Consider the following 22,675-nt stretch of genomic DNA (forward strand, 5'->3'; position numbering starts at 1 on the left):
CTTTTCTTTGTATGTATCGTATCACAGAATTCTTTTTCTGTAAATCAAATCGTGTTTTTCTGCAGCAATTTATGCCGTAATGATCTCCAGCAGCGCACCGCGCAGATCGTTTGAAAGTTCCATGCTCTGCAGCTCTGCAGCCAGAATTGCCACCTTTCCGTCTGCTTTGTGAAGAAGATTTGCGATCTGCTCTTTGGTGATGTAGCTGATTTCGGCGTGCAGCAGCAGATCCATCGCACGTGTCATGACATCGTTCTTTGCAATCTCCGTATCTTCCGGCAGACAGATTGTCACGGTATCCTGCGGTTTTACATCTGTTACCGCGATCGTAAGAAGTCCGTCTTTCTCTTTGACTTCTGCATCCGCTTCCACGCCGTTTACAAAGACCTTCGCTTCTTTTGCCGTACTTCCGCCGAATTCTACGCAGTACATTCTGCTTTCCGGAACGAGGCTCTGATTGCCCTCAACCGGTGCAATCGTAAATTTCCGCGCACCCCAATCGAGCGTCATCGATGTTTTTGCACAGTCATCCTTCTCATATGCCATGGTAGTATTGTCATCCTCGTACAGGGCAAATGTATTGTCCGCGCCCGCGTAAACGCGTACCGTCAGCTCATCCGGGTTGGATTCTACATCCAGCGCACTGATCTTCTCTGTCATCGGGATAATCGCACCTGCTTTCGCAAGAACCGGGATCTCCTCGAGCGTACGGTACAGATCCATACTTCTGCCACCCTCGTAAATCATTCCGTTGAAGAAATCAAACCACGTACCTTCCGGCAGCCACACCTTTGTTTTTGCACGCTTCAGCTCCGGAATGCATTTCGTTGTCACCGGTGTTACCATCAGCTCGCTTCCGAAGAAGTACTGATTCGGTGCCTGATTTTTGCCCCAGAAAACCGTCTCCGGGTAATCATAATACATCGGAACAACGATCGGTGTGTCTTCTTTCCATGCACGGTAGTTCATCGTGTACAGATACGGTACGAGTTTATGACGCAGACGAAGGAAATCATCCATTGTGCTGCGCACTTCCATACTGAAGTTCCAAGGCTCTTTTCCACTGAAGGCACTGTTAGAGCTGTGCAGACGGTTGATCGGAGAAAAGACTCCGTACTGATACCATCTTGCTTCAAGCTCATCGTCACGGTAACCGAGCATATGGCCGCCGATATCATGACTCCACCATCCGTAGCCGATGTTGGAGGCTGTGCTGGTAAAGTATGGCTGGAAATCCAGGGATTCCCAGGTGATGTGGGTGTCTCCGGAAAATCCGACCGGATAGCGGTGGGAGCCCGGTCCTGCATAGCGGGAGAAGGTCATCGGACGTTTTCCGTCTCTTCCACTGTCAAGAAAATGATAGTGATTCAGCATCCACAGCGGATCAAGACCCTCGATCTTGGTACTCTGTCCCTGCTGCCAGTCAATCCACCAGAAATCGACGCCCTCTTTTTCCATCGGATGATGGACTTTTTCGAAATATACATCGACAAATTTCGGATCCGCAATGTCAAAATTGACCGGCTCTTCTTTTTTTGCATCCACTCCCATAGCCTCTGCTACTTCCGGATAGCAGTCCTCATACGCACGAATTCCGTCTGCCGGATGGACATTCAGTGTTGTCTTCATGCCGCGTGCATGAAGTTTTCCAAGAAAACGCTCCGGATCCGGGAAGAGTTTTTTATTCCAGCTGTAGCCGGTCCAGCCGCTGCCGTATTTCGGATCCACATCGTCTACACGGTGCCAGTCCATATCGATAACAGCAACCGAGAATGGAACGTTCTCTTTGTCGAAGTCTTCCATCAGTTTCATATAAGATGCTTCACTGTAACGCCAGTAACGGCTCCACCAGTTTCCGAGTGCAAATCTCGGAAGCATCGGAGTTTTGCCGCAAAGGTGGTAAAAATCCTTTAATGCCAGGCGGAAATTCCAGCCATAGCCGAAGAAGTACAGATCCTGCACTCCTTTCTTTCTCGGGGTCACCCAACCGTCCTCTGTCATCAGAAGCGACTTCGAATCATCCAGAACAGCGGAACCAAACCAGGACATGATACCAGGTTCCAGTTCGCATGCTCCGTTGACCTGATCAAGCGTACGGGCCGTTCCTCCAAGATCCTGTGTCGGATCTCCGTAATGCCATGCCGGTACAGAACTGATGCCGACTGCCGTTGTTTTGCAGGAAAGTCCGTTTGCAGAGAATGCCTTTTTGTTGTAATTCAGCTGCAGATACTTTGTGCGCAGCTCCAGCTCATCGCCTGTGTCTTTGACGGAAAATTCCACTGCTGGAAAATCACGGTTTACAACCGTCTGGGATGCCGCATCGATAAATTCACCGTCCTCACTGTATTCCAGCCGAAGAAGATGCTCCGTCAGTACCGTGATACGATATTTATCGCCCTTTACTACATTCTTCGGGTCTGCAAGCGGATGTGTCTCCAATTTCAGATATGGTTTCATGTTTTGTTTTCCCCTTTCTTACTCTTACCGGTTTTTGCCGTATTTTGAGAACGGGAACCTGTGGCAAAAGTCCGTTCTGCCACAGGTTCCTCTGCATTTTTTATTTGGTTTCCAGAACAACTGCCTCATACGCACGCAGTTTTCTTGCCCCCGCTGCTGCGCCGCTCTGTGGATAGTTGCTGATCAGTACATCTGCTCCCGCAAAGGTTTCCGGAACTGTGTACTCCTGCTCCTCTTTTGTAAAATTGCACATCACGAGGAGTTTCTGGTCGCCTAAGGTTCTGGTATATACATACAGAGCCTCATCCTCCGGATCGAGCAGCTCGTACGTTCCGTAAACCATGATATCCTTCTCTTTCCGGAGATGAATCAGTTTCTTGTAATAATTGTATACAGAATCCGGATCCGCCATCTCATTCTTGGCATTGACGGTCTCGTAATCCGGTCCGACCTTGATCCACGGTGTTCCTGTGGTAAATCCTGCCGAAGCGGTATCATCCCACTGCATCGGAGTTCTTGCATTGTCTCTTCCGCGCAGGTTCAGGTAGCGCATCATGTCGTCCGGTGCTACTTTTCCGGCACCGGTCAGCTCGTGGAACGCGTTGATGCTCTCAATATCGCGGAACTCGGACAGATCGTGGAACGGAACATTTTTCATGCCAAGCTCATCGCCCTGGTATACATACGGGGTACCCTGCATCATATGAAGGCAGGTTGCCAGCATTTTGGCACTTACCACACGGTATTCCGGTGAATCATCGCCGAAACGGGACAGGCAGCGCGGCTGGTCGTGGTTTCCAAGGAATAGGCTGTTCCATGCCTTTCCCTCAAGCTCCGTCTGCCATGCTGTCATGACGCGTTTGAAATCTTTGAGCGGTACGCGTTTGTCCGTCCATTTGCCGTATGTTCCGCTTGCCAGATCTACCAGCTCGAACTGGAATACCATGCTGAGCTCTTTGCCGTCTGCGGATGCATATTTTTCTGCCTCCTCGATCGTGACACCGGCACACTCACCAACCGTCATCAGATCGTATTTGGAGAGGACCTCCCTGTTCATCTCCTGCAGATACTCATGAACGTGCGGTCCGTTTACGCAGCCGGAATCACCGTAGAGTCCGCCCTCCGGAATTTTTCCGTCCGGCAGCCCTTCCGGTTTGGAGATCATGCTGATAACGTCCATCCGGAAACCGTCAATGCCTTTTTCACACCACCAGTTCATCATATCGAAAACTTCTTTTCGAACCGCCGGGTTCTCCCAGTTCAGATCAGGCTGTTTTGTTGAGAACAGATGCAGATAATACATCTCTGTCTGCGGATCGTATTTCCATGCGGAACCGGAGAAGCAGCTTCCCCAGTTGTTTGGCTCTTTTCCCTCTTTTGCATCACGCCAGATATAATAATCGCGGTATGGATTGTCTTTCGATTTGCGGCTCTCCACGAACCATTTGTGTTCATCTGAAGTATGATTGACAACAAGGTCCATGACCAGCCTGATGCCTCTTTTATGCATCTCCGAAAGCATGCGGTCAAAATCCTCCATTGTTCCGAACTCCTGCATGATTGCCCGGTAATCGCTGATATCATATCCATTGTCATCGTTTGGTGACTGGTACACCGGAGACAGCCAGATAACATCTACGCCAAGATCCTTCAGATAATCCAGACGGGATGTGATACCATTTAAATCTCCGATACCGTCTCCGTTGCTGTCCATGAAGCTGCGCGGATAAATCTGATACACTACGGCTTCTTTCCACCATTTTTTGTCCATTTTTTTACCTCCTTTATTTCATCCCCAGAACGTGTCTGGTTCTTTGATTCTGTCGTTTGCAAGCACAGTTTACCATACCTCACGGTGATTTTTCAATAGTTTTGCGCAAAACCAGCAGTTTCTACAAGAGTTTTTCTGTAAACTTGGTAACTATTTACTTCGTCAGATCTCTTACCGACTCCCTCTCCACCAGCGTTGTCGGCAATGGCGGAATATCTTTTTGTACCGGCTCATCCTGGATCAAGTGCATCAGGACTTCTACGGCACGGCGTGCTTTTCCATCCACCATCTGATGCACGGTAGTCAGCTTCGGCCGCGCAAGTGTCGCATAAGTAACATCATCAAAGCCCGCAATTGAAATTTCCTCCGGAACCTTTATTCCCCTGTTCTGCAGAAAGTTGGATGCTTCAAGTGCATAGTAATCCGATGAAAAAAAGAGCGCTGTCTGTTTTTTGAAGAACGGAAGCATCTCCTCATATGCCTTCTCCCTCTGCTCTGGATTCCACGGGATCACAATATGGCGACTTTCAATGTCCTCAATTCCCGCCTCCTCCATCGCCTGACGCACACCGAGCCACCGATAGTGGTCAACCCCGAGATCGCAGTCGGATAAAAAGAGAAATTTTTTATGTCCCTTTCCAATCAGGTACTGACTCATCTGGTACGCACCGCCGCAGTCATCCATCGTAATGGAGCGGACTCCAAGTTCCGGCGGGAGATACTGATCAATGGTTACCAGCGGTTTTCCGAGACGTTCCGAGAGCTCTGCAATCTCCTTTTCCTTCAGAGCCATCGCAATCATGCCGTCAAAATTCCAGCCGAGCGCCTGCTGCATAATGTCGTCCTGCTCATGGCGCGCAACCAGCATCATATAATAGCCGTGTTCCCGGATCTGATATTCCAGATTTCCGAGCATTGCCGACACAAAGGGATCCTCAAAGGAAGATGCATTTCCTTTCTTCATGAAACCAAGCGCCACACCAATGAGACCGGAGCTGTTGTTCGCCAGCATGCGCGCGCTGATACTCGGCACGTACTCCATCTCCTTTAAAATCCGGTTGATTTTCTCGACCGTCGCCTTTGAGACGCGCCCTGTCTTTCCGTGTATTACATTCGAAACCGTCGTCGGGCTGACCCCTGCGCGGTCTGCAATATCTTTGATTCTAATCATCGGTTCTCTGCCTTTCCTTTTTCTTCACAATTTTCTGAATTCTGTTATGTTTATTTTACCAAGACGACAAAATGTTTACAACTACTTTGCATCGGCAAACACTACAAAATTATTACATTTTCTTAAACGATATGTAAGAAAATCTCCATCTCTCCTTCATTTACTTTCCGCCGGTTCCGTGGTAAGATAGGATGACAGAAAAAGTCCACCTTTTTTCTGTAAGAAAGGACCTACACATCATATGCGGCTTGCATTTACAAATTTTTCGATAAAATCTCCCACCGGCAGGAAATCCGGCCGGTTTTTTCTTGCCCTTTTTCTGGGCATTTTTCTCTTTCTGACTCACCCCATGCTCTGCCAGGCTGGTTTTGCCTCCAGTACGCCGTTTACCGGTACCTCCTGGGAACTGGTCGGGGAATATCCGATTCTCGGCAGCAACGGCGCGGTGCAGTCCGTCTGTGCGACGGAAGATTATATCATCTGCATCGAAAATTTTAATGATCTGACGACAGAGCCGGACGTAGTCTCTGCCTACTATAAAAATGATACAGACGCAGGCGGAAATCCCGTTACGCAGTATTCCCTCGCGCATCAGGTAAGGGACGCAGACTTTGCTCACGCAAACGGTATGGCATACAATCCCGTCACACATGAAATCCTCGTGAGCGGCTACAGCAGCCCGGATGCTTCCAATTACGGATGTATCTTCCGCCTCGACCCGGATACTCTCGAGCAGAAAGAGCGGATCCAGCTCTCGACAAGCTACAATATTCTCGGTATTGATTATCTTCCCTCCACCGGCGGCTATCTGATCCAGACCGATGCGGACGGCGGCTACGGCTTTAAACTCCTCGATGCCTCACTTCAGGTGGTGGATGACTGGGGCACGTATCCCTTCGATTTTTACATGGAAAACTTTCAGGATCTCTGTGTTTCCGGCGATCTCTTTTTTCTTTTTCCGCTGACGATGCATCTCGGAATCGGAAACTTTATCCAGACATACTCGCTCTCGCAGAAAACACTGCTTGCGGACGACACGGTTGATTTTGGCTTTTCCGACGATATCACCATCAATGAACCAGAGGGCCTCTGCGAGACAAATCCTGGGGAATTTATTGCGATTGTAAACGTAACAAAGGCAGATGGTGGACGGTACGTGCAGTTCTACCGCACCCGGGTGCCGTATCTGTTCACGGTTTCCACTTCCGCGGCGGAGCATGGCTCGGTGTCCGAGGGCGGGGAAGTTTCCCGCGGAGAGGAAAAAACCGTTTCCTACACGGCAGACGAAGGCTTCCGGCTCGCGAAACTCTCGGTGGACGGCTTGTATCTGCCGGTGACGGAATATCCGGACAGCTACACATTTTCCGATATCCAGAAGGATCATACCCTTGCCGTAACGTTTGAACCGGTTCCGACGGCGACACCGACGCCAACTGCCACTGCGACGCCGACCGAAACACCGGCCATAACCAAGACACCGGAACCGGCCATTTCCAAAGCACCGGCATCATCCACGGTTTCCTTCTCATCTGTGGCTTCCCATTTCGCAGCGTTCTGGAAAGGCACTGTGCATGCCGGCTCTGCAGCCGTCCAGAAAACCTGCGCATTTTTTGCAGGAGCAGGACGGACGGTCGGCCGTGCATTTCATTCGCTTGCCGGAAAAGCCGGAGCCGGATTTCACGCTTTCCAGTCGGCTGCCGCTTCCTGGTTCCGCCATCTTGCCTCGGCCGGTGCATCCCTTTTTGCCCGTATCCGGAAGGCAGATCCTGTTTTTCTGGCGATGCCGTTTGTCCTTCTCGTTCTGATTCTGCTCTTTATCCTCCGCCTGCGGTATGTCCGCCGCATCCGGCGGGAGCGGTCGCGGAAAGCGCTGGAACACAGAAGAAGAACGTACGAAGAACTGGTCAGAGAATTTACGGAAGATCCGAAGGACGAAGAGTTTTCCATCGATGAGCTGCTGCTTACAATTGACGAACTGCAGAAGGAAGAACAGAAAAACACTTAAATGAAACGTATTCACCAGATCAGGAATTGATCTTCTCGGCACAAAAAAAGTATCCCGTTCCTTTTGGGGAATCGGGATACTTTTTTATTTACGCGGGCAACGAGCTAGAGCGTGTCTGAAAAAGGCTTTTCGTGAGCTGCGAGTCCCAGTTTGTGGGAGATTTTATCCGAATGAGGGCGGCGTAGCAGGCTACGGCAACCGAATGAGGGTAAAATCTCCCGCAAAGTGAGGCTTGCAGATTGCGGAAATGGTTTTTCAGACACGCTCTAAAGTCCGTATTTGTTTTTACTCTTCGTAATCGAGTGCTGCACGCTCCGTTGTGTACGGACGTACATAGGTGTCTGCTACTTTTACGTGCTCTGGATGTTTTGCATATACAGCTACATCCTCTGCTTTTTCCAGGATTGTGACAAGTGCCATATCATGGGTGGAAGATGCAAGCGGTGCTTCTACAAAGTCAACCGTCAACAGTCCCGGCACTTTGCCGACCAGGCTTTTCAGGTTCTCTGCCATCGCTTTTTTCAGCTCCGGTTTCTTTGCATCCTCTACTTCCGGTTTGAATTTCCACATAACAATATGATGTACCATTGTATTTTTCTCCTTTGCTTTTGTTTTATTGCCAATTCACACAGTTTCTGTGCAAATACCAGCCTTTTGTTACGGCTCTTCGCCTGCAATCCGCAGAATATCTTCAATCTCTTCCACGGACATGTCAAGATACGCGGAAAGCTCTGCCACACTGAAATCCATGTCATCGCCGTCGGAGAGTTCCTCGATGGCGTCTTTTAAGCGGTTTACTTTATTGACTACAGTATTGTCCTTGTGTTTCTGAACTCTGTGTTCTTCCATGAAATCGCTGATCGTCTCACGCACAGCCGCATCAATCGCCTGCTCCGCCGTCTCAGCTTTTACAACGGACTCCAGCGCTACTAAAAGTCCGACATTTCCCTCCTGCACCAGATCCATCAGGAAGAAATCGCGGGTGTGCATTTCTTTTGCGGTCTCAATAACTTTCGGAAGCCAGAGCTGCACGAGCATGCTCTTTGCAAGGGAATCGCCCTCTGCCGCTTTCCGGTAAAGCTCTGCCGTTTCTTCCTCCGACGGTGTTTCTGTCTCCGGCAGTTCGTCAAGATACTGCTGTAAGGCACGCAGCTCCTCCTCGGAAAACTCCGGTTTTTTCTTTTCTTTTTCGGTCTCCTCCGGCACGACGCCCGGCTCATAATCTGCCACATCGACCTGCTCCATCGTCAGATATTCGCAGACAAAGGTGACTTTCTGCTCATCCAGTGCAAAGTCTTCAAAAAAGTCTCTGACTTCTTTCATCGTTACTTTATTTTCATGGTTTCTGGCGTAGGACAGCAATTCGGAGAGCTTCTCCTGGAACTTTTTCTGTTCGTCCTGCATCTTTTTTACCCTCTCTTTCTTCCGTTTCACGATTCCATTTCTTCGTACATTTTTTTCAATTTGTCCATTGCTTTTTCTGCTTTGAAAAGCTACTATAAAAGCAAACGAAAAACCACATTCAAGTGGAAAGGAGAATCCTTATGAAACAATTTTTTCAGGATGTGAAAAACAGTTTCCTGCTTTCAGCCGCTGTCTCTATTATACTAGGTATCGTGCTGATCGTCTACCCCGTAAAAACAAGTTTGCTGATCTGTTATATCGCCGGAGCGTTGCTCCTGTTCGGCGGCGTTGTTGCGCTGATCCGCTACATTGCAAGCCGCGGCGAACCATTTTTCTTCCGCTACGATCTGTTCGTTGCCCTGGTACTGATTCTGTTTGGCTGCTTCGTTATCTTTGAAAGTGACCTTGTAATCGCATTCATCCCGGTTGTCATCGGTATCATCCTTCTGGCAAACGGACTGCTCAGCATTCAAAAGGCGTTCAACCTCAAAAAAACAGGGCTGGAAAAATGGTGGCTTGAGTTCCTGCTGGCTCTTTTAACCAGCGTTCTCGGCATCATCATCTGTACCAATCCGTTTGATGCCGTTGCAACCACAAACATTTTCATCGGTATCTGCCTTGTCTACAGCGGCATTTCCGATCTTGTCACCACCTACTACATGGGCCGCGCAAAACGCCGGATCAAAAACGTCATCCAGACCGAGATCAACCAGCAGAAAATCCTGCACGATGACAATGTGATTGATGTGGATGAGGACGAGCTTCACTAAAAAACAGCTTCTTCCATAAAAATCTTCTTTCATACGAAAAACCGGAACCCGGCACCGCTTTCAAACAGCGGCTCCCGGGTTCCGGTTTTTCTCTGTATTTCTTTTTTTATTTATTCCTCGTGTTTGCTCAGTACTTCCATGCCTTCTCTTAACTTCAGGCGGATCTTTCCAAGCTCCAGACCATTTGCGCCGAAGTACAGCTTCAGGTAATGGTTCGGGCCGAAGAAGAAGCCAAGGTCTCTCGTCTCTTTGATCCACTCACCTTTTGTTCCGCGGATGCTGATCATAGTTTTTACGATATTGTCGATGTACACGGTTACCGGCAGCTGTGCGAGGTCTTCCAGATCGGATTTCATCTCGATTTCGATATCGTACGTTCCCATCTTGTCAGCCAGAATCGTAACACCGCATACTTCACTGTTTCCTTTTTTCGTGTTCCATGCGGATGCGTCGATCACAACATCTCCCGTTGCCGGATCTGCCTCGTATGTTACAAGATCTGCTGCAACGAAATCGTTGTCGCCCATCTGCTCCTGTGCTTCTTTCTCTTCCTCGCTGATGCGGTCCAGGAACCGTAAGATGCTTGGAGTTCCAAGGATGAAATGCAGGACATTCATCGCATTTCTCTGCAAGTCGCCTCTTGTGATCTCGCCGTTTTCCAGTGCCTCTTTCACATCGTCCTGTCCCATATCGGAGCAGTCGGTGCATACCATGAAGACATCGTTTCCGGCAGATACCATCGGTGCATGGGTTGTTTTGGTTGCTTCATATCCCTCACGGTTTGACATTGCCCACCAGTCAGTCATAACGAAGCCGTCGTAGTTCCACTCGCCGCGCAGAATCGTGGTCAGAAGATCGTAATTTCCTGCAGTCCAGATACCGTTGACCGGTCCGTAAGTGCTCATGATGGATCTTGCGCCGCCTTCTTTGACTGCGATTTCATATCCCTTCAGATAGATTTCACGCAGGGCACGCTCGGAAACAACGGCGTCCACATGATGTCGGTTGGACTCCTGGTTATTTGCACAGAAGTGTTTGATGGTTCCGGTTACATCGGATTTTTCCATACCAAGAATCTGTACGGCACTGATCCATCCGGTCAGGTACGGATCCTCGGAGATATACTCAAAGTTACGGCCGTTCAGCGGGTTTCTGTGAATATTCATACCAGGTCCGAGCAGGGCATCGACACGGTTCTGTCTCATCTCGCGTCCTGCCATCTCGTACAGATCTTCTACCAGCGGAAGGTCAAACGTACAGCCAAGCAGGGTTCCGTTCGGCATGGAGAAGGCTCTCGTTCCGCAGTCAAAGCGGAGTCCGGACGGGCCGTCGGTACAGCAGGCTGCCGGAATACCGAATTCCTGCAGTTCCGGTGTCAGACCGCCGAATGCTGCTGCGGTTCCCGGAGTAACCTTCGGGCTGCACATGCCCTCGCCGCGGAAGATGCAGATCAGATCTTCATCGGAAAGCTGTGCCACGAACTCTTCCATCGTTACTTTCTTATCCAGGACATCACCGAGCTTGTAGCCTTTGTCACCGGTATAGGTGATCGGCTCCATGCGGTTTTCTTTCATGCGCTCGATCGGATCTACGGTGCGCAGAGGAGCTGCCTCATATCCCGGTTTTAACGTTCCGTCTTCGCCCGGAACAGCTTTCATGCGCTCAAATGCTTCTACCGGAGCCATGGCCTCGGTCAGGATCTCAACCACTTTGAACGGCTGCTCGTATGCACCGGCAAAGGCTGCGCTTCTGACATCGCTTCCGACGTAGAACTCATAACTGCCCTCTTCGAGTACATAGCAGGATTTGTGGCCGGTTGCACCGCTGTCATCGTAGGATGCAAAGCTCTCTTTGGTCACATCGATCGTCAGCGTCTCTTTTGCGCCTGGTGCAAGAACACCGGTCTTTGCAAAACCGACGAGTGCGCGGGATGGTTTTCCAAGAACACCCTGCGGAGCTTTTACATAAACCTGAACAACCTCTTTACCATCCGTTTTGCCGGTATTTTCAACGGTTGCCGTCACGGTTACATTGTCAACATCTTTCTCTTTGGCCTCTGCGGTCACGGCAAATGTCGTATAGGAAAGACCAAAACCGAACGGATACAATACTTTCTCTTTTGCAAAGGTCTCAAAGTAGCGGTATCCGACGTAGATATCCTCTTTGTACTCATTGCGGGTCAGATCGCCGAAGCAGCTTTGGGACGGATAGTCCTCGATATTCTCTGCAATCGTGTCGGTCAGCTTACCGCACGGATTGACTCTTCCCATCAGTACATCGGCAACACCGTTTCCGCCTTCCTGACCGCCCTGCCATACATAGAGAACAGCTGCCGGATTGCACTCTTTCACCCATTTCATGTCGATGATGTTTCCGACGTTCAGCACAACGATTGTTCTTGCAAATGCTTTGCTGACTTTTTCTACCATCTCTTTTTCAGTATCGGTTAAGAGATAGCTGCCTGCCTCATTTTTGTTGTCCTGATCCTCACCTGCGGTACGGCCTACAACAACGATGGCTGCATCGGCGCCTTTTGCACTCTCCACGATCTCGTCGGTCAGCTCCATCTCTTTCTGGGACCACGGCACCTTGCCCCAGCCCTGTCCTTCGTCGTACGGATTTTTCTCGATCCATTTTTCGTATATTCCAAGAAGATTCTCGTCGAGTGTAATGTCTTTTTCTTCTTTTAAGGCATCCAGAATACCGACAACGTATTTCGTATTGACAAGACCGCCGGAGCCAAGTCCGCTCTTATAATAGTGGAATGCAATTCTTCCGAAAACAGCCACTTTGTCTCCTTTTCGAAGCGGGAGTGCCTCATTTTCGTTTTTCAGAAGTACACAGCCTTCTGCCGCTGCCTGACGGGCCAGTGCTGCATATTTGTTGAAATCCAGTGGTGTAAATTTTCCCATTTTGTTCCCCTTTCTCCTGTATCCTTTCTGATCCGACAAGTGCCGGGACACCTGATACTTCCGGGTCCCGGCACCTGTTCTGGTCTCTTGTCTTTTATTATCTCGTATTCCTGGCTTTTTTTCCAGTTCTTTTCTTATCTTTTTTTCGTCTGATATTGACCTTTTTGTTCCTGTCTTATCCGATCAGTCCCTGGACAATTAATACCAGAAGCAGCAACGGCAGAATATAAGAAAGATAAACCCGTACCCAGTCCGGCACTTTCAGGCCCCCGCCCTTATTTGCCTCTGCCTGGTAGTTTTTGAAGCCCCAGCCCCATTTTGAAGTACAGAACAGAAGGTAAATCAGAGAGCCGACCGGCAGCAGAAGGTTGCTGACGATAAAGTCCTCAAGATCAAGAACGGTGCTTCCTGCGCCGAGCGGCTGGAATCCGGACCACACATTGTAGCCGAGTGCACACGGCAGGGATCCTAAGATCACCAGAATGCAGTTGATGATGGCTGACTGTTTTCTGGAAACGCCGAAAATCTCAGAAAAACAGCACATGATATTCTCAAATACAGCAATGATGGTAGACAGCGCCGCAAAGAACAGGAACAGGAAGAAGAAGCTTCCGAAAATCCGTCCGCCCTTCATCGAGGTGAAAATGTGCGGCAGCGTCATAAAGATCAGCTTCGGGCCGCTGTCCGGCTGTACGTTGTAGGAGAAGCACGCCGGGAAAATGATGAGGCCTGCGGTAATCGCTACAAACGTATCGAGCGCTGCAATGCTGACTGCCTCGCCGAGCAGGGATTTTCCGCCGTTTAAGTAGCTGCCGAAAATCAGCATCGCGCCGATACCAAGGCTCAGCGTAAAAAATGCCTGGCTCATCGCGTTTGTGATAATGTGGAACAGTCCCACCTGTTCGATCTGCTGCATATCCGGCACCAGATAGAATTTCAGTCCCTCTTTGGCACCCGGCATCGTAAAGCTGTAAACCGCAAGGAAAATCATGATGACCATCAGCACGATCATCATCACCTTTGTGACACGCTCCACGCCGTTCTGCAGACCCACCGAACAGATCAGAAAGCCTGCAATTGTAATAATCAGCATGGTAATGACAAGAATCGACGGAGATGAAAGCATCTCGTTGAATTTTCCGGTTACGGCGTCGCCTGTCAGGCCGCTGAATTTTCCGATTAAAAAGCTGTAGAAATAGTACAGCATCCAGCCTGCAACGACGGTGTAGAACATCATCAGCAGATAGTTTCCGATGAGGGCAACGTATCCGTGGATATGCCACTTCTGCCCTTTCTTTTCCAGTTCCCCATACGCGCGCACGGTACTCTTTTTGCTTCCTCTTCCGATGGCAAGCTCCATCGACAGAATCGGAACTCCCATGATGGCAAGGAACAGCAGGTAAAACAGCACGAAAATGCCGCCTCCGTTGTTTCCTACCATGTACGGAAATTTCCATACATTTCCGATGCCGATGGCACATCCTGCCGAAAGCAGAAGAAAGCCAAGGCGCGATTGGAATGTTTCTCGTTCCATTTGTTTTGTTTCCTCCCTTTATTTCTTCGTACAAAACTCAGATTTCAGACGGCACCGTTCTGCCGTTCTTTCCGGTACGACGATGGTGAAATTCCCATATGATGACGGAAAACTTTTCCGGGGCTCATCTCATACGTTTTTCCGTTTTTTTCAAACCATCCGGTTCCGGAAAGTGTATACTGCATCAGCCATCCGGAATATGTTCCCCGCTCTGCATTATGAAACGCATACGGTTCCTTCCATCTTATCTCCACCCCGCCGTCCAGCAGCTGAAACGGAGCTTCCGGCCAGTGATCCCGATCCAGGATTCCATATACTCCGATCAGATCTTCCATCAAAAAATCACCTCTTTTATCCGGTTTGTCTTCTTGTTTTGCACTATGCTCTCTATTATACTTTTCTTATCAGAAAAAAACAAGCAATTGCTGCGGCGAAAAGCTCACTTTAAACGGCAGTTTCTCTGCAGCGCTTGCTCCGCATGCCTGCACCGTATGCCGGTTTGAGACACGGTAACCCTTTTTAACCGATGACCGGCAATGCCCTGCCCGGGCAGAAACCTTTTTTGTTTCCTCCGGGCAGGGCATATTTTTCTATTCTCAATTCCTATCTATTCTCTATTCATACCGCGCAATCTCTTTCCGCAGCCGTTTCATAATCCGTTTTTCCAGCCGCGAGATATACGACTGGGAAATCCCGAGAAGATCCGCGACTTCTTTCTGCGTTTTCTCCCGTCCCTCCGGCATATTGATGCCGAACCGGAGCTTCACAATCACCTGCTCCCGCTCCGAGAGCTTGCTGATTGCACTTCCGAGCACGCGGTGTTCCGCCTCCTGCTCGAGACCCTGGTAGATCACATCCTCCTCCGTTCCGAGGATATCGGACAAGAGCAGTTCATTTCCATCCCAGTCCACATTGAGCGGCTCATCAATCGAAACTTCCATGCGCGTCTTGTTGTTTCTCCGCAGATACATCAGAATCTCGTTCTCGATGCACCGGGACGCGTACGTGGCGAGCTTGATCTTTTTCTCCGGATTGAATGTGTTGATCGCCTTGATGAGGCCGATCGTCCCAATCGAGATCAGATCCTCCACACCGACTCCCGTGTTGTCAAATTTCTGTGCAATGTAGACGACAAGGCGCAGATTGTGTTCGATCAGCTCGCTCCTTGCCGTCTCGTTTTCCGGATCGGAAAGCCCGGCGATCGCGTCCGCCTCCGCCTGACCCTCCAGAGGCGCCGGGAGAACGTCTGCGCCTCCGATATAGAAAATCTCCCCTGTCTGACGAAATACAGCCGGTACGGACCGCGGCAGCATACGAAGCCGGAATCCGTTTGGCAGTGCAGCCTGCAGCATACTTCATTCCTCCTGTCCTTCCATGAGATCTGGATGCAAAATTATTTCATAGCCCCTGGGAGATGAACTATTTTCTCCGCCAAGCGCAATCAGCGGTCCGCTTATGTGCCTGGCTGTATGTTCTGTCACAAGAATCATTTCCGAGATCCGGATCACCGGCAGAAATCCCCCGCCTTCCAGTCCGCGAAACGGTATGTAACGGGGCTGCAGCGCAAGAAGCTGTTCCGGCTCCGGCACCGTCTCGTGCCTTGCAAGCGCCGCAATCCCTGTCCGCATTTCGTCCGGGAACAATTCGAGTATCACAGTGTACGGTACGACCGAGACCGGCTTTTTGGTTGTGGCATCCCGCAAAGTATTGCCCGTGTCGTACAGTCCTTTTACTTTTTTCCATTTCCCATTCTGCACAAGCTGTACCGTAACCTGCCTGGCGTGTTCCAGGAGCATCTCCTTTCGGATCTTCAGCAGGAGGAGCGTTCCCGCATATGCGGCACTCCCGGAAAGAAGAAAAAGAAGAATTCCCCTTCCCGGCATCAGCTCCCGGAACAAGCGGTATGCACTGCCGATCAGAAAACCGGACAGTATATAGCCTTCCATTCCCACCGCAAGATCCCGTACTGTCGTGATTCTGCAGCCAGATTTCACCATCCCTGTTGTAATTCCGATTCCGACCAGGGCGAGCAGCGCACCCGGCAGATACCGTGCAAGCACGGCATACAGCACCGCATAACCGGCGCCGAGCGCGGCTGCCGCAAAACTCCTTCTTCGCGTGGCAGATCGTTTTAGAAGAAAGGAGGAAAGGCGCAGAATAGTATAATTCAGCAGAAGATTCTCTGCAAAGAGAAGATCCAGAAAGATCTCATAGTGCAAAAAAAACACCCCCTGCGCCTTTTGCATGGTCTGAATTTCTAACAGACCCTATTATAGACGGAAGGGGGTGAATTTTTTGTCGTTTTCGGAAGAATGACCTTCTTTTTTGATCAACAAACTTCGACACGCCGCAACATTTTCGGTCTGCGGCGTGTCGAGGCAAATTCGTTATTTGCTTATTATTCTTTGCTTATCTGCGGTTTCTTAAGAAATCCGGGATCTGGATGTCCTTTTTCGGAACATTGCTTGTCACGGTCTGCTGAGCCTGTACCTGCGGCTGCACCTGAACCTGTGGCTGCGGCTGTACCGGAGCGGAAGCTTTCGGAGCAGTGTGTACCGGAGCGGCTGCCTGTGCAGAGAAGCTGCTGCTGGAAAATGCGCTCTTTCTTGCATCTGCCGGCTCTTTGCGGGATACGCTTGCCTGTTTCGCCGTTGCATCGTTGAGGCCTGTTGCGATAACGGTGATCTTCGCTGTATCGGTAACAGAATCATCATACATAGCACCGAAGATGATGTTTGCATCCTCTCCAGCCAGATTCTGTACGTAACTTGCAGCATCGTTTGCATCCATAAGGGAGATATCTCCGGAAATGTTGATGATAACGTGGCTTGCACCCTCGATGGTGGTCTCAAGCAGCGGACTGGAAACAGCCTGCTGTACAGCCTCGAGTGCTTTGTCGTCGCCCTTTGCCTCGCCGATACCGATGTGGGCGATACCCTTGTCGGTCATAACGGTCTGAACATCTGCGAAGTCGAGGTTGATGAGTGCCGGCAGGTTGATCAGGTCTGTGATGCCCTGTACGGCCTGCTGCAGAACCTCGTCTGCTTTCTTTAATGCCTCCGGCATGGTTGTCCGGCGGTCTACGATTTCAAGAAGTTTGTCGTTCGGGATCACGATCAGGGTATCTACGTTTTCCTCGAGTTTTTCGATTCCCATCAGCGCATTGCTCATACGGGTTCTTGCCTCGAATTTGAACGGTTTTGTTACAACGCCGACAGTCAGAATGCCCATTTCTTTTGCAACGCCTGCTACAACCGGTGCTGCACCTGTTCCGGTTCCGCCGCCCATACCGCAGGTGACGAATACCATATCAGCGCCTTCCATGATCTGTTTGAGCTCTTCGATGCTCTCCTCGGCTGCTTTCTCTCCAACCTCAGGTTTTGCTCCTGCGCCCAGTCCCTTAGTCAGCTTCTCGCCGATCTGGAGAATGGTAGGTGCCTTACAGAGGGTCAGCGCCTGTTTATCGGTGTTGATTCCAACGAATTCAACACCGCCGATGGATTCCTCCACCATTCTATTTACAGCATTATTTCCTGCACCACCTACACCGATTACGATAATCTTTGCAGATGATTCTGCCTCATTTGTCATGATCTCTAACAATTTCAACTTCCTCCTTTTGATTATGAACTGCTGTCTATCTCAAAATAATCTGATATTCTGATGGTCATACATAAAGATATAATATAATTTCTTCGGAAAATAATCAACTGTTTTTTTCGTATTTCATAAAAAATTCAGGATTATTGCGTTTTTTTTGACGGCTTTCCTTTCCTCTTATACATCTTTCGAGAAGACAAAGCTGCTGTCGCCGTCCTTGTAATCCTCCATATTAAGTTCTCCGGAAAGACCGGAAAGGCTCGGCAGGATTGCTGCTACGCGCGTCATCTTTTCTTCTAACGCCGTATCGGTTCCAAGCAGAATCCGCACGGTATCATAGTAATGCAGAATAATTTCGCTGTTCTCATTAAATTCCACACTGTCCGGCGTGATATTGTATTTCTCCGTCATTCTCGTAAGTGCGAGCATGGTGCGGAAAACTGCCGGTTTTTCAACCGGGAGCTGCTCGTTCACGGTCACATAGTCAAACGTAAGTCCTGTTACAAGCGGAACATCGGAAAGGGTCGGCTGAAAGTCTGTCGTTGTCACACGTGCACTTTTAATCGTATCCGCCGAGAGCGCACCGTCGGATGTACTGCTTTCGGATGCTGTGCCATCGGATGATACGCTTTCGGATGCAAGCGGCTCACTCGTAAGGGATCCATCCGCACTCGTTCCATCGGAGGCGGTTCCGTCGGAAGACTCACCCTCCGCAGGTGTTTCCTGCTCCTCGTCCACGCACTCCAGCACGATGCCGTTCTTGTCAAAATAGACCTTCTGGCCTTCGTACTCGACATAACCGACCACTTTTTTCTCATTTACCTGGATGCAGATGGTGTCATAGCTTACAAACGTAAACTCCACGGAGTTCATAAAAGGAATATCGCTCATATCAACCTTCGAATGAAACGTCGTAAGAAGCACCGTGTTTTTCATCCACTTGTCGTCCGCGACCATCTCTTTGATTTCATCTTTTGTATACCGGGTGTTCCCCGCCACCTGGATATTGCGGATTTTGAACACATTAAAAAACAAGGCACCTGCAAGGCCGACGCCAAGCACCACCCCGGTCAGAATCCGTATTTTTCTGTTTTTCTTCTTTTTTCTGTTTTTTTTCTGTCTCATATTTCTTTTTCTACGATAATCTTGGCTCCGAGTTCCCGGAGCGTTTCTGGAAACCGTTCATACCCCCGCTCAATCAGTTCTGTCTGCCGGATTGTGGAAAATCCTTCTGCGGCAAGCGCCGCCGATACGAGTGCCGCGCCGCCCCGAAGATCCTGGGAAACAACTTCTGCACCGTGCAGACGGCTTTTTTCGGCCGTCAGCCATTTTCCGCAGATCTGCAGCGTACCGCCCATTTTCTGCAGCTCCTCTGCCGTCCGGAGGCGGTCCTCAAATACATTTTCACAGATACAGCTCTTTCCTTCCAGCGTCATCGCTGCCGCCAGATACAGCGACTGCAGATCCGTCGGAAAACCAGGATATTCCTCTGTCTCCACGTACGGAACAGCATGCTGCACGTTTTTGCTGTCTGCTACCAGTGTACCACTCTTCCTTGTATATTGTCCACCTATTTTCTGATAGAGGGACAGAACCGCCCCCATTTCGTCCAGCGGCGCGCCGGAAAGCGTCAGGTGCCCCCGCGTCGCCGCGCCCATCAGAAGATACGTCCCTGCCGCGATCCGGTCACCCGGAACACGATACCGGCAGCCGGACAGCAGTCTCTTTCCCTGCCTTCCGTAAACGGTAATCTGCTCCGTCCCCTCGCCGGTAATCTCCGCTCCCATGGCCTTAAGAAACCGGCAGAGATGAACCACTTCCGGCTCCCGCGCACAGTGCTCCAGCCTTGTTGCACCTTCCGCTCCGACAGCAAAAAGAACCGCATTTTCCGTCGCCCCGACGCTCTTTTTCGGAAAGCAGAGCACGGCTCCTTTCGGATGATCTGCCTTTGCCCGAATGGTGCCGTCCTCCTCGAAGACCTCGGCTCCCAGAAGCTCCATTGCCCTCTGATGCAGGTCCGTCGGCCGCTTTCCGATCCGGCAGCCGCCGGCCCCTGCAAGGTATGCCTCCCCTGTCCTTGCAAGAAGACTTCCCAGAAACAAAAGAGAGGCGCGCAGTCTCTTCGAAAGCGCTCCCTCCACACGGCTTTTTTCGATCTTTTCACAGTTCAGGTGGAGCGCATTCCTCTCCCACCAGACTGTTCCGCCAAGGCTTCTTACAATCTCCGCCATATCCTCCACATCGGAAATCTTCGGGCAGCCTTCCAGCACGATCTCCTCTTTTGTCAGAACCGCCGCCGCGATCATGGGAAGAACGGCATTTTTGGAACCCTGGACTGTTACCGTTCCGCAAAGCCGCCTTCCGCCGAGAATCTGATATACTCCCACCTGTTCTCTCCCATCCGGCCTCTCTTTTTACGGTATGCATTACACTCCCGTTTTGTTCCCGTTCTGCAGCGCTTTTCCGCCTTTTTAATCGGTGTCCCTCGAGACCGACAGGGCAAGCCCCATCTCGCCGAGCAGAAACAGCACGGAGGTGCCGCCGTAACTGATAAAAGGCAGCGTAATGCCGGTATTCGGAATCGTATTTGTCACAACCGCGATGTTCAGGATCACCTGAAGCGCAATATGCCCCATAATTCCGCCCGCAATCAGTGCTCCGCCAAGATCCCGCGCATGGATCGAAATGACCATCAAGCGCCAGATCAGCACCGCAAACACGGCGATCACCAGGCAGGCGCCGAACAGTCCGCCCTCCTCACAGATAATCGAAAAGATCATATCATTCTGCGCTTCCGGCACAAAGCCAAGCTTCTGCAGGCCTTTTCCAAGCCCGCAGCCAAAGATTCTCCCGCTGCCGATCGCATAGAGTCCCTGAATGGTCTGGAACCCCTTCTCGTACGCCTCCGGGTTGCGCCAGATGGCAAGGCGTTCGAGGCGATAGCTCTCCATCATCAGAAAAACGGCAATAAACCCGATGCCGGCGCCTCCGATTCCGAGAAACGGCAGGTAGCCCGGATGTGAAATAAAGATTAGAAACGCACAGATTCCGAGCAAAATAATCGCCGTACTTAAGTTATTGCTTCCGACAAGCGCTGCAATCGGCAGGGTGCACAGCACCGCCTTTGTCATAAACCAGAGACTGTCGGACCGGCCTTTCGTGTGCTCCATCACCCAGGGCAGGAAGAGAATCACCGCCATCTTGGCAAATTCCGAGGGCTGGAACGATAAGGGGCCAATCTTTAACCACCGCTTCGAGCCGTTGTACTCACTTCCGAAAAAGAGCACCGCCGTCGAGAGCGCAAGGGAAGCCGCATAAAACCACGGTGCCAGTGCAAACAGCCGCCGGTAATCTATTTTTGCAACCGCATACATACCGATCACACCGAGCGCACTTGCAAAGAGCTGCTTCTTGAAATAATAAGCCGGGTCATGGAATCTGACCCGGCCGTTATACGCGCTGGCGCTGTACAGAATCACAAGGCCAAGGCCAAGCAGAATCCATACCGTCACCAGCAGCGTCCCATCTATTTTTTTCTCTTTTTCCTTCCGCATCCGCGCCACACCCGCCGTTCGCTCTTTTTCAGCTTATGCGGGATAGTTTCCTGATATGACGTTTTTAGTTACAGTTCTTACGCAGTAAAACAGCAAGTGTTTTACTGCTGAGTGAACAGTAACCATTTTTACAGTGCTCTTACGTACTCCTTAAACAGCTCACCGCGCTGCTCATAGCTCTTAAACTGATCCCAGCTTGCGCAGGCCGGGGAAAGAAGAACCGCATCCCCTGCATTTGCCTTGTCGTGGCAGATCTGTACGGCTTCTTTTAAGTTGTCTGCCATGATAATGTCGTTGAATCCGACGTTTCTTGCCGCTTTTGCGATCTTCTCTTTCGTATCTCCGATCAAAACCAGGAAACGTACCTTTCCATCGAATGCCTGAATCCACTCTTCGTAGGTGGACTGCTTGTCGTAGCCGCCGCCGATCAGCAGAGTCGGGCGGTTCATCGCCTGGATGCCTTTGATGGCCGCATCCGGATTCGTTCCCTTGGAATCGTTGTAATATGCCACGCCGTCCTTCTCGCAGACATACTCGATGCGGTGCTCTACCCCTGCAAACTCCTGAATGACTTTGCGGACAGTTTCCATCGGCACGCCTGCATGAAGTGCCATCGCAGAAGCAACCATGACGTTTTCAAAATTATGTAGGCCGAGCAGTTTTAAGTCGTCGGTTCTGGTCAGAAGCTCCGTCTCGCCGTTCTTTGCAATGCGGATTTCGCCGTCCTGATAATAGATGCCGTCCTTTAACGCACGCAGACTCGAGAAGTACATCACCTGTACTTTCTTCTCTGCCATCAGTTTCTCGCCGAACGGGCGCAGGATTTCGTCCTCATAATTCAGCACACAGAGATCATCCATCGTCTGATTTTCGGTGATACACTCTTTCACGCGGATATACTCTTCCATCGTGTGATGGCGGTTCAGATGATCCTCGGTAATGTTTGTGATCGCACTTGCCGCCGGATGGAACTCTTTGATGGTTTCCAGCTGGAAGCTGCTGATCTCGGCAACCGTTACGGTATCATCTGTCGTGTCGAGTGCTGCGGATGTGTACGGGGTTCCGATGTTTCCGACCACTTTTACTTCCGGCTGATATGCTTTCATGATCTCGCCGAGCAGCGATGTTGTGGTGGTCTTTCCGTTGGTACCGGTAATCGCAAGCACTTTTCCGCGGCTTACCTGATACGCCAGCTCCACTTCACCGATGACCGGGATCTCTTTTTCTTTCATTTTAAGGACAACCGGCAGATCCGTCGGAACGCCCGGGCTTAAAACGACAAGATCAAGGCTGTCAAGCATCTCCTCCGGGAGCTCGCCTAAGACAACTTCCACGCTGTCACGGCTCTCTAATTTTTTTAAGATTTCTTCTTTTTCGAGTTTGTCATTTCCATCGTAAAGAACGACAGAAGCACCTTTCTTGTGCAGCAGATCCTCCGCTGCAATTCCACTCTTTCCGGTTCCGAAAACCAGTACTTTTTTTCCTGCGAAAATCATG

The 22,675-nt window shown here is 50.3% G+C and carries 18 protein-coding genes and 1 pseudogene; 3 read left to right on the forward strand and 16 right to left on the reverse strand.

Annotated elements, in window-relative coordinates; all coding sequences use genetic code 11:
* Positions 1 to 69 precede the first annotated feature (69 nt).
* The 3 genes from DW915_RS09360 to DW915_RS09370 form a co-directional block, all read right to left on the reverse strand.
* Positions 70 to 2,457, reverse strand: coding sequence for a glycoside hydrolase family 31 protein (locus DW915_RS09360; protein WP_055265751.1), 2,388 nt, complete (start codon positions 2,455 to 2,457; stop codon positions 70 to 72).
* Positions 2,458 to 2,557: 100 nt separating this feature from the next.
* A complete protein-coding gene (locus DW915_RS09365; protein WP_022462607.1) occupies positions 2,558 to 4,228 on the reverse strand; it encodes a glycoside hydrolase family 13 protein in 1,671 nt (556 codons plus the stop codon).
* Between the two features lie 154 nt (positions 4,229 to 4,382).
* Positions 4,383 to 5,399 carry a LacI family DNA-binding transcriptional regulator gene (locus DW915_RS09370; protein WP_055226940.1) on the reverse strand — a complete coding sequence of 339 codons (1,017 nt, stop codon included), beginning with the start codon at positions 5,397 to 5,399 and terminating at the stop codon, positions 4,383 to 4,385.
* Positions 5,400 to 5,748: 349 nt separating this feature from the next.
* Between DW915_RS09370 and DW915_RS09375 the strand changes: the two genes are divergently transcribed.
* Entirely contained in the window at positions 5,749 to 7,404 is a 1,656-nt protein-coding gene (locus DW915_RS09375; protein ID WP_147398431.1) for an InlB B-repeat-containing protein, read from the forward strand.
* A gap of 76 nt (positions 7,405 to 7,480) precedes the next feature.
* Positions 7,481 to 7,633 (forward strand): DUF6783 domain-containing protein, encoded by a 153-nt coding sequence (locus DW915_RS16445; protein ID WP_334294920.1) that lies wholly within the window; start codon positions 7,481 to 7,483, stop codon positions 7,631 to 7,633.
* On the opposite strand, the pseudogene DW915_RS16450 reads toward DW915_RS16445, so the two are convergent.
* The 3 genes and pseudogenes from DW915_RS16450 to DW915_RS09385 form a co-directional block, all read right to left on the reverse strand.
* Positions 7,565 to 7,780 (reverse strand): annotated as a pseudogene (locus DW915_RS16450) (DUF6783 domain-containing protein); the annotation flags it as partial. The gene DW915_RS16445 and the pseudogene DW915_RS16450 overlap by 69 nt on opposite strands.
* Positions 7,690 to 7,992, reverse strand: coding sequence for a Dabb family protein (locus DW915_RS09380; protein ID WP_118742026.1), 303 nt, complete (start codon positions 7,990 to 7,992; stop codon positions 7,690 to 7,692). The pseudogene DW915_RS16450 and the gene DW915_RS09380, both read right to left, overlap by 91 nt.
* 69 nt (positions 7,993 to 8,061) lie before the next feature.
* Positions 8,062 to 8,808, reverse strand: coding sequence for an RNA polymerase sigma factor region1.1 domain-containing protein (locus tag DW915_RS09385; protein WP_022462611.1), 747 nt, complete (start codon positions 8,806 to 8,808; stop codon positions 8,062 to 8,064).
* Between the two features lie 140 nt (positions 8,809 to 8,948).
* On the opposite strand from DW915_RS09385, the gene DW915_RS09390 reads away from it, so the two are divergent.
* Positions 8,949 to 9,578, forward strand: coding sequence for an HdeD family acid-resistance protein (locus tag DW915_RS09390; RefSeq protein ID WP_022462612.1), 630 nt, complete (start codon positions 8,949 to 8,951; stop codon positions 9,576 to 9,578).
* Positions 9,579 to 9,688: 110 nt separating this feature from the next.
* On the opposite strand, the gene DW915_RS09395 is transcribed toward DW915_RS09390, so the two are convergent.
* The 10 genes from DW915_RS09395 to murD all read right to left on the reverse strand — a co-directional run bounded on the left by DW915_RS09395 (position 9,689) and on the right by murD (position 22,674).
* Positions 9,689 to 12,490, reverse strand: coding sequence for a glycoside hydrolase family 3 protein (locus DW915_RS09395; protein WP_118742027.1), 2,802 nt, complete (start codon positions 12,488 to 12,490; stop codon positions 9,689 to 9,691).
* A 175-nt stretch (positions 12,491 to 12,665) separates the two neighbouring features.
* Positions 12,666 to 14,024: a sodium-dependent transporter gene (locus DW915_RS09400; protein WP_055226948.1), complete on the reverse strand. Its 1,359-nt coding sequence runs from the start codon at positions 14,022 to 14,024 to the stop codon at positions 12,666 to 12,668.
* 44 nt (positions 14,025 to 14,068) lie between these two features.
* The gene (locus DW915_RS09405) at positions 14,069 to 14,359 is read right to left on the reverse strand and encodes a hypothetical protein (RefSeq protein ID WP_022462543.1); all 291 of its coding nucleotides are present in this window, start codon (positions 14,357 to 14,359) and stop codon (positions 14,069 to 14,071) included.
* 279 nt (positions 14,360 to 14,638) lie between these two features.
* Positions 14,639 to 15,337, reverse strand: coding sequence for an RNA polymerase sporulation sigma factor SigE (sigE, locus tag DW915_RS09415; protein ID WP_330378078.1), 699 nt, complete (start codon positions 15,335 to 15,337; stop codon positions 14,639 to 14,641).
* 42 nt (positions 15,338 to 15,379) lie between these two features.
* Complete coding sequence (locus DW915_RS09420; RefSeq protein ID WP_158581051.1) at positions 15,380 to 16,243, reverse strand: sigma-E processing peptidase SpoIIGA; 864 nt, start codon at positions 16,241 to 16,243, stop codon at positions 15,380 to 15,382.
* A 190-nt stretch (positions 16,244 to 16,433) separates the two neighbouring features.
* A complete protein-coding gene (gene ftsZ / locus DW915_RS09425; RefSeq protein WP_118742063.1) occupies positions 16,434 to 17,615 on the reverse strand; it encodes a cell division protein FtsZ in 1,182 nt (393 codons plus the stop codon).
* Positions 17,616 to 17,801: 186 nt separating this feature from the next.
* The gene (locus tag DW915_RS09430) at positions 17,802 to 18,749 is read right to left on the reverse strand and encodes a cell division protein FtsQ/DivIB (RefSeq protein WP_118742029.1); all 948 of its coding nucleotides are present in this window, start codon (positions 18,747 to 18,749) and stop codon (positions 17,802 to 17,804) included.
* On the reverse strand, positions 18,746 to 20,011 hold the full coding sequence (gene murA / locus DW915_RS09435) for a UDP-N-acetylglucosamine 1-carboxyvinyltransferase (protein ID WP_055219802.1): 1,266 nt from the start codon (positions 20,009 to 20,011) through the stop codon (positions 18,746 to 18,748). Before murA ends, DW915_RS09430 begins: the two co-directional genes overlap by 4 nt.
* An 84-nt stretch (positions 20,012 to 20,095) precedes the next feature.
* Positions 20,096 to 21,178, reverse strand: coding sequence for an FtsW/RodA/SpoVE family cell cycle protein (locus DW915_RS09440; protein WP_118742064.1), 1,083 nt, complete (start codon positions 21,176 to 21,178; stop codon positions 20,096 to 20,098).
* Positions 21,179 to 21,306: 128 nt separating this feature from the next.
* Positions 21,307 to 22,674 (reverse strand): UDP-N-acetylmuramoyl-L-alanine--D-glutamate ligase, encoded by a 1,368-nt coding sequence (gene murD / locus DW915_RS09445; RefSeq protein WP_118742030.1) that lies wholly within the window; start codon positions 22,672 to 22,674, stop codon positions 21,307 to 21,309.
* Position 22,675 lies beyond the last annotated feature (1 nt).

It is taken from the genome of Blautia sp. AM42-2 (assembly GCF_003480245.1).
Lineage (GTDB): Bacteria > Bacillota > Clostridia > Lachnospirales > Lachnospiraceae > Fusicatenibacter > Fusicatenibacter saccharivorans.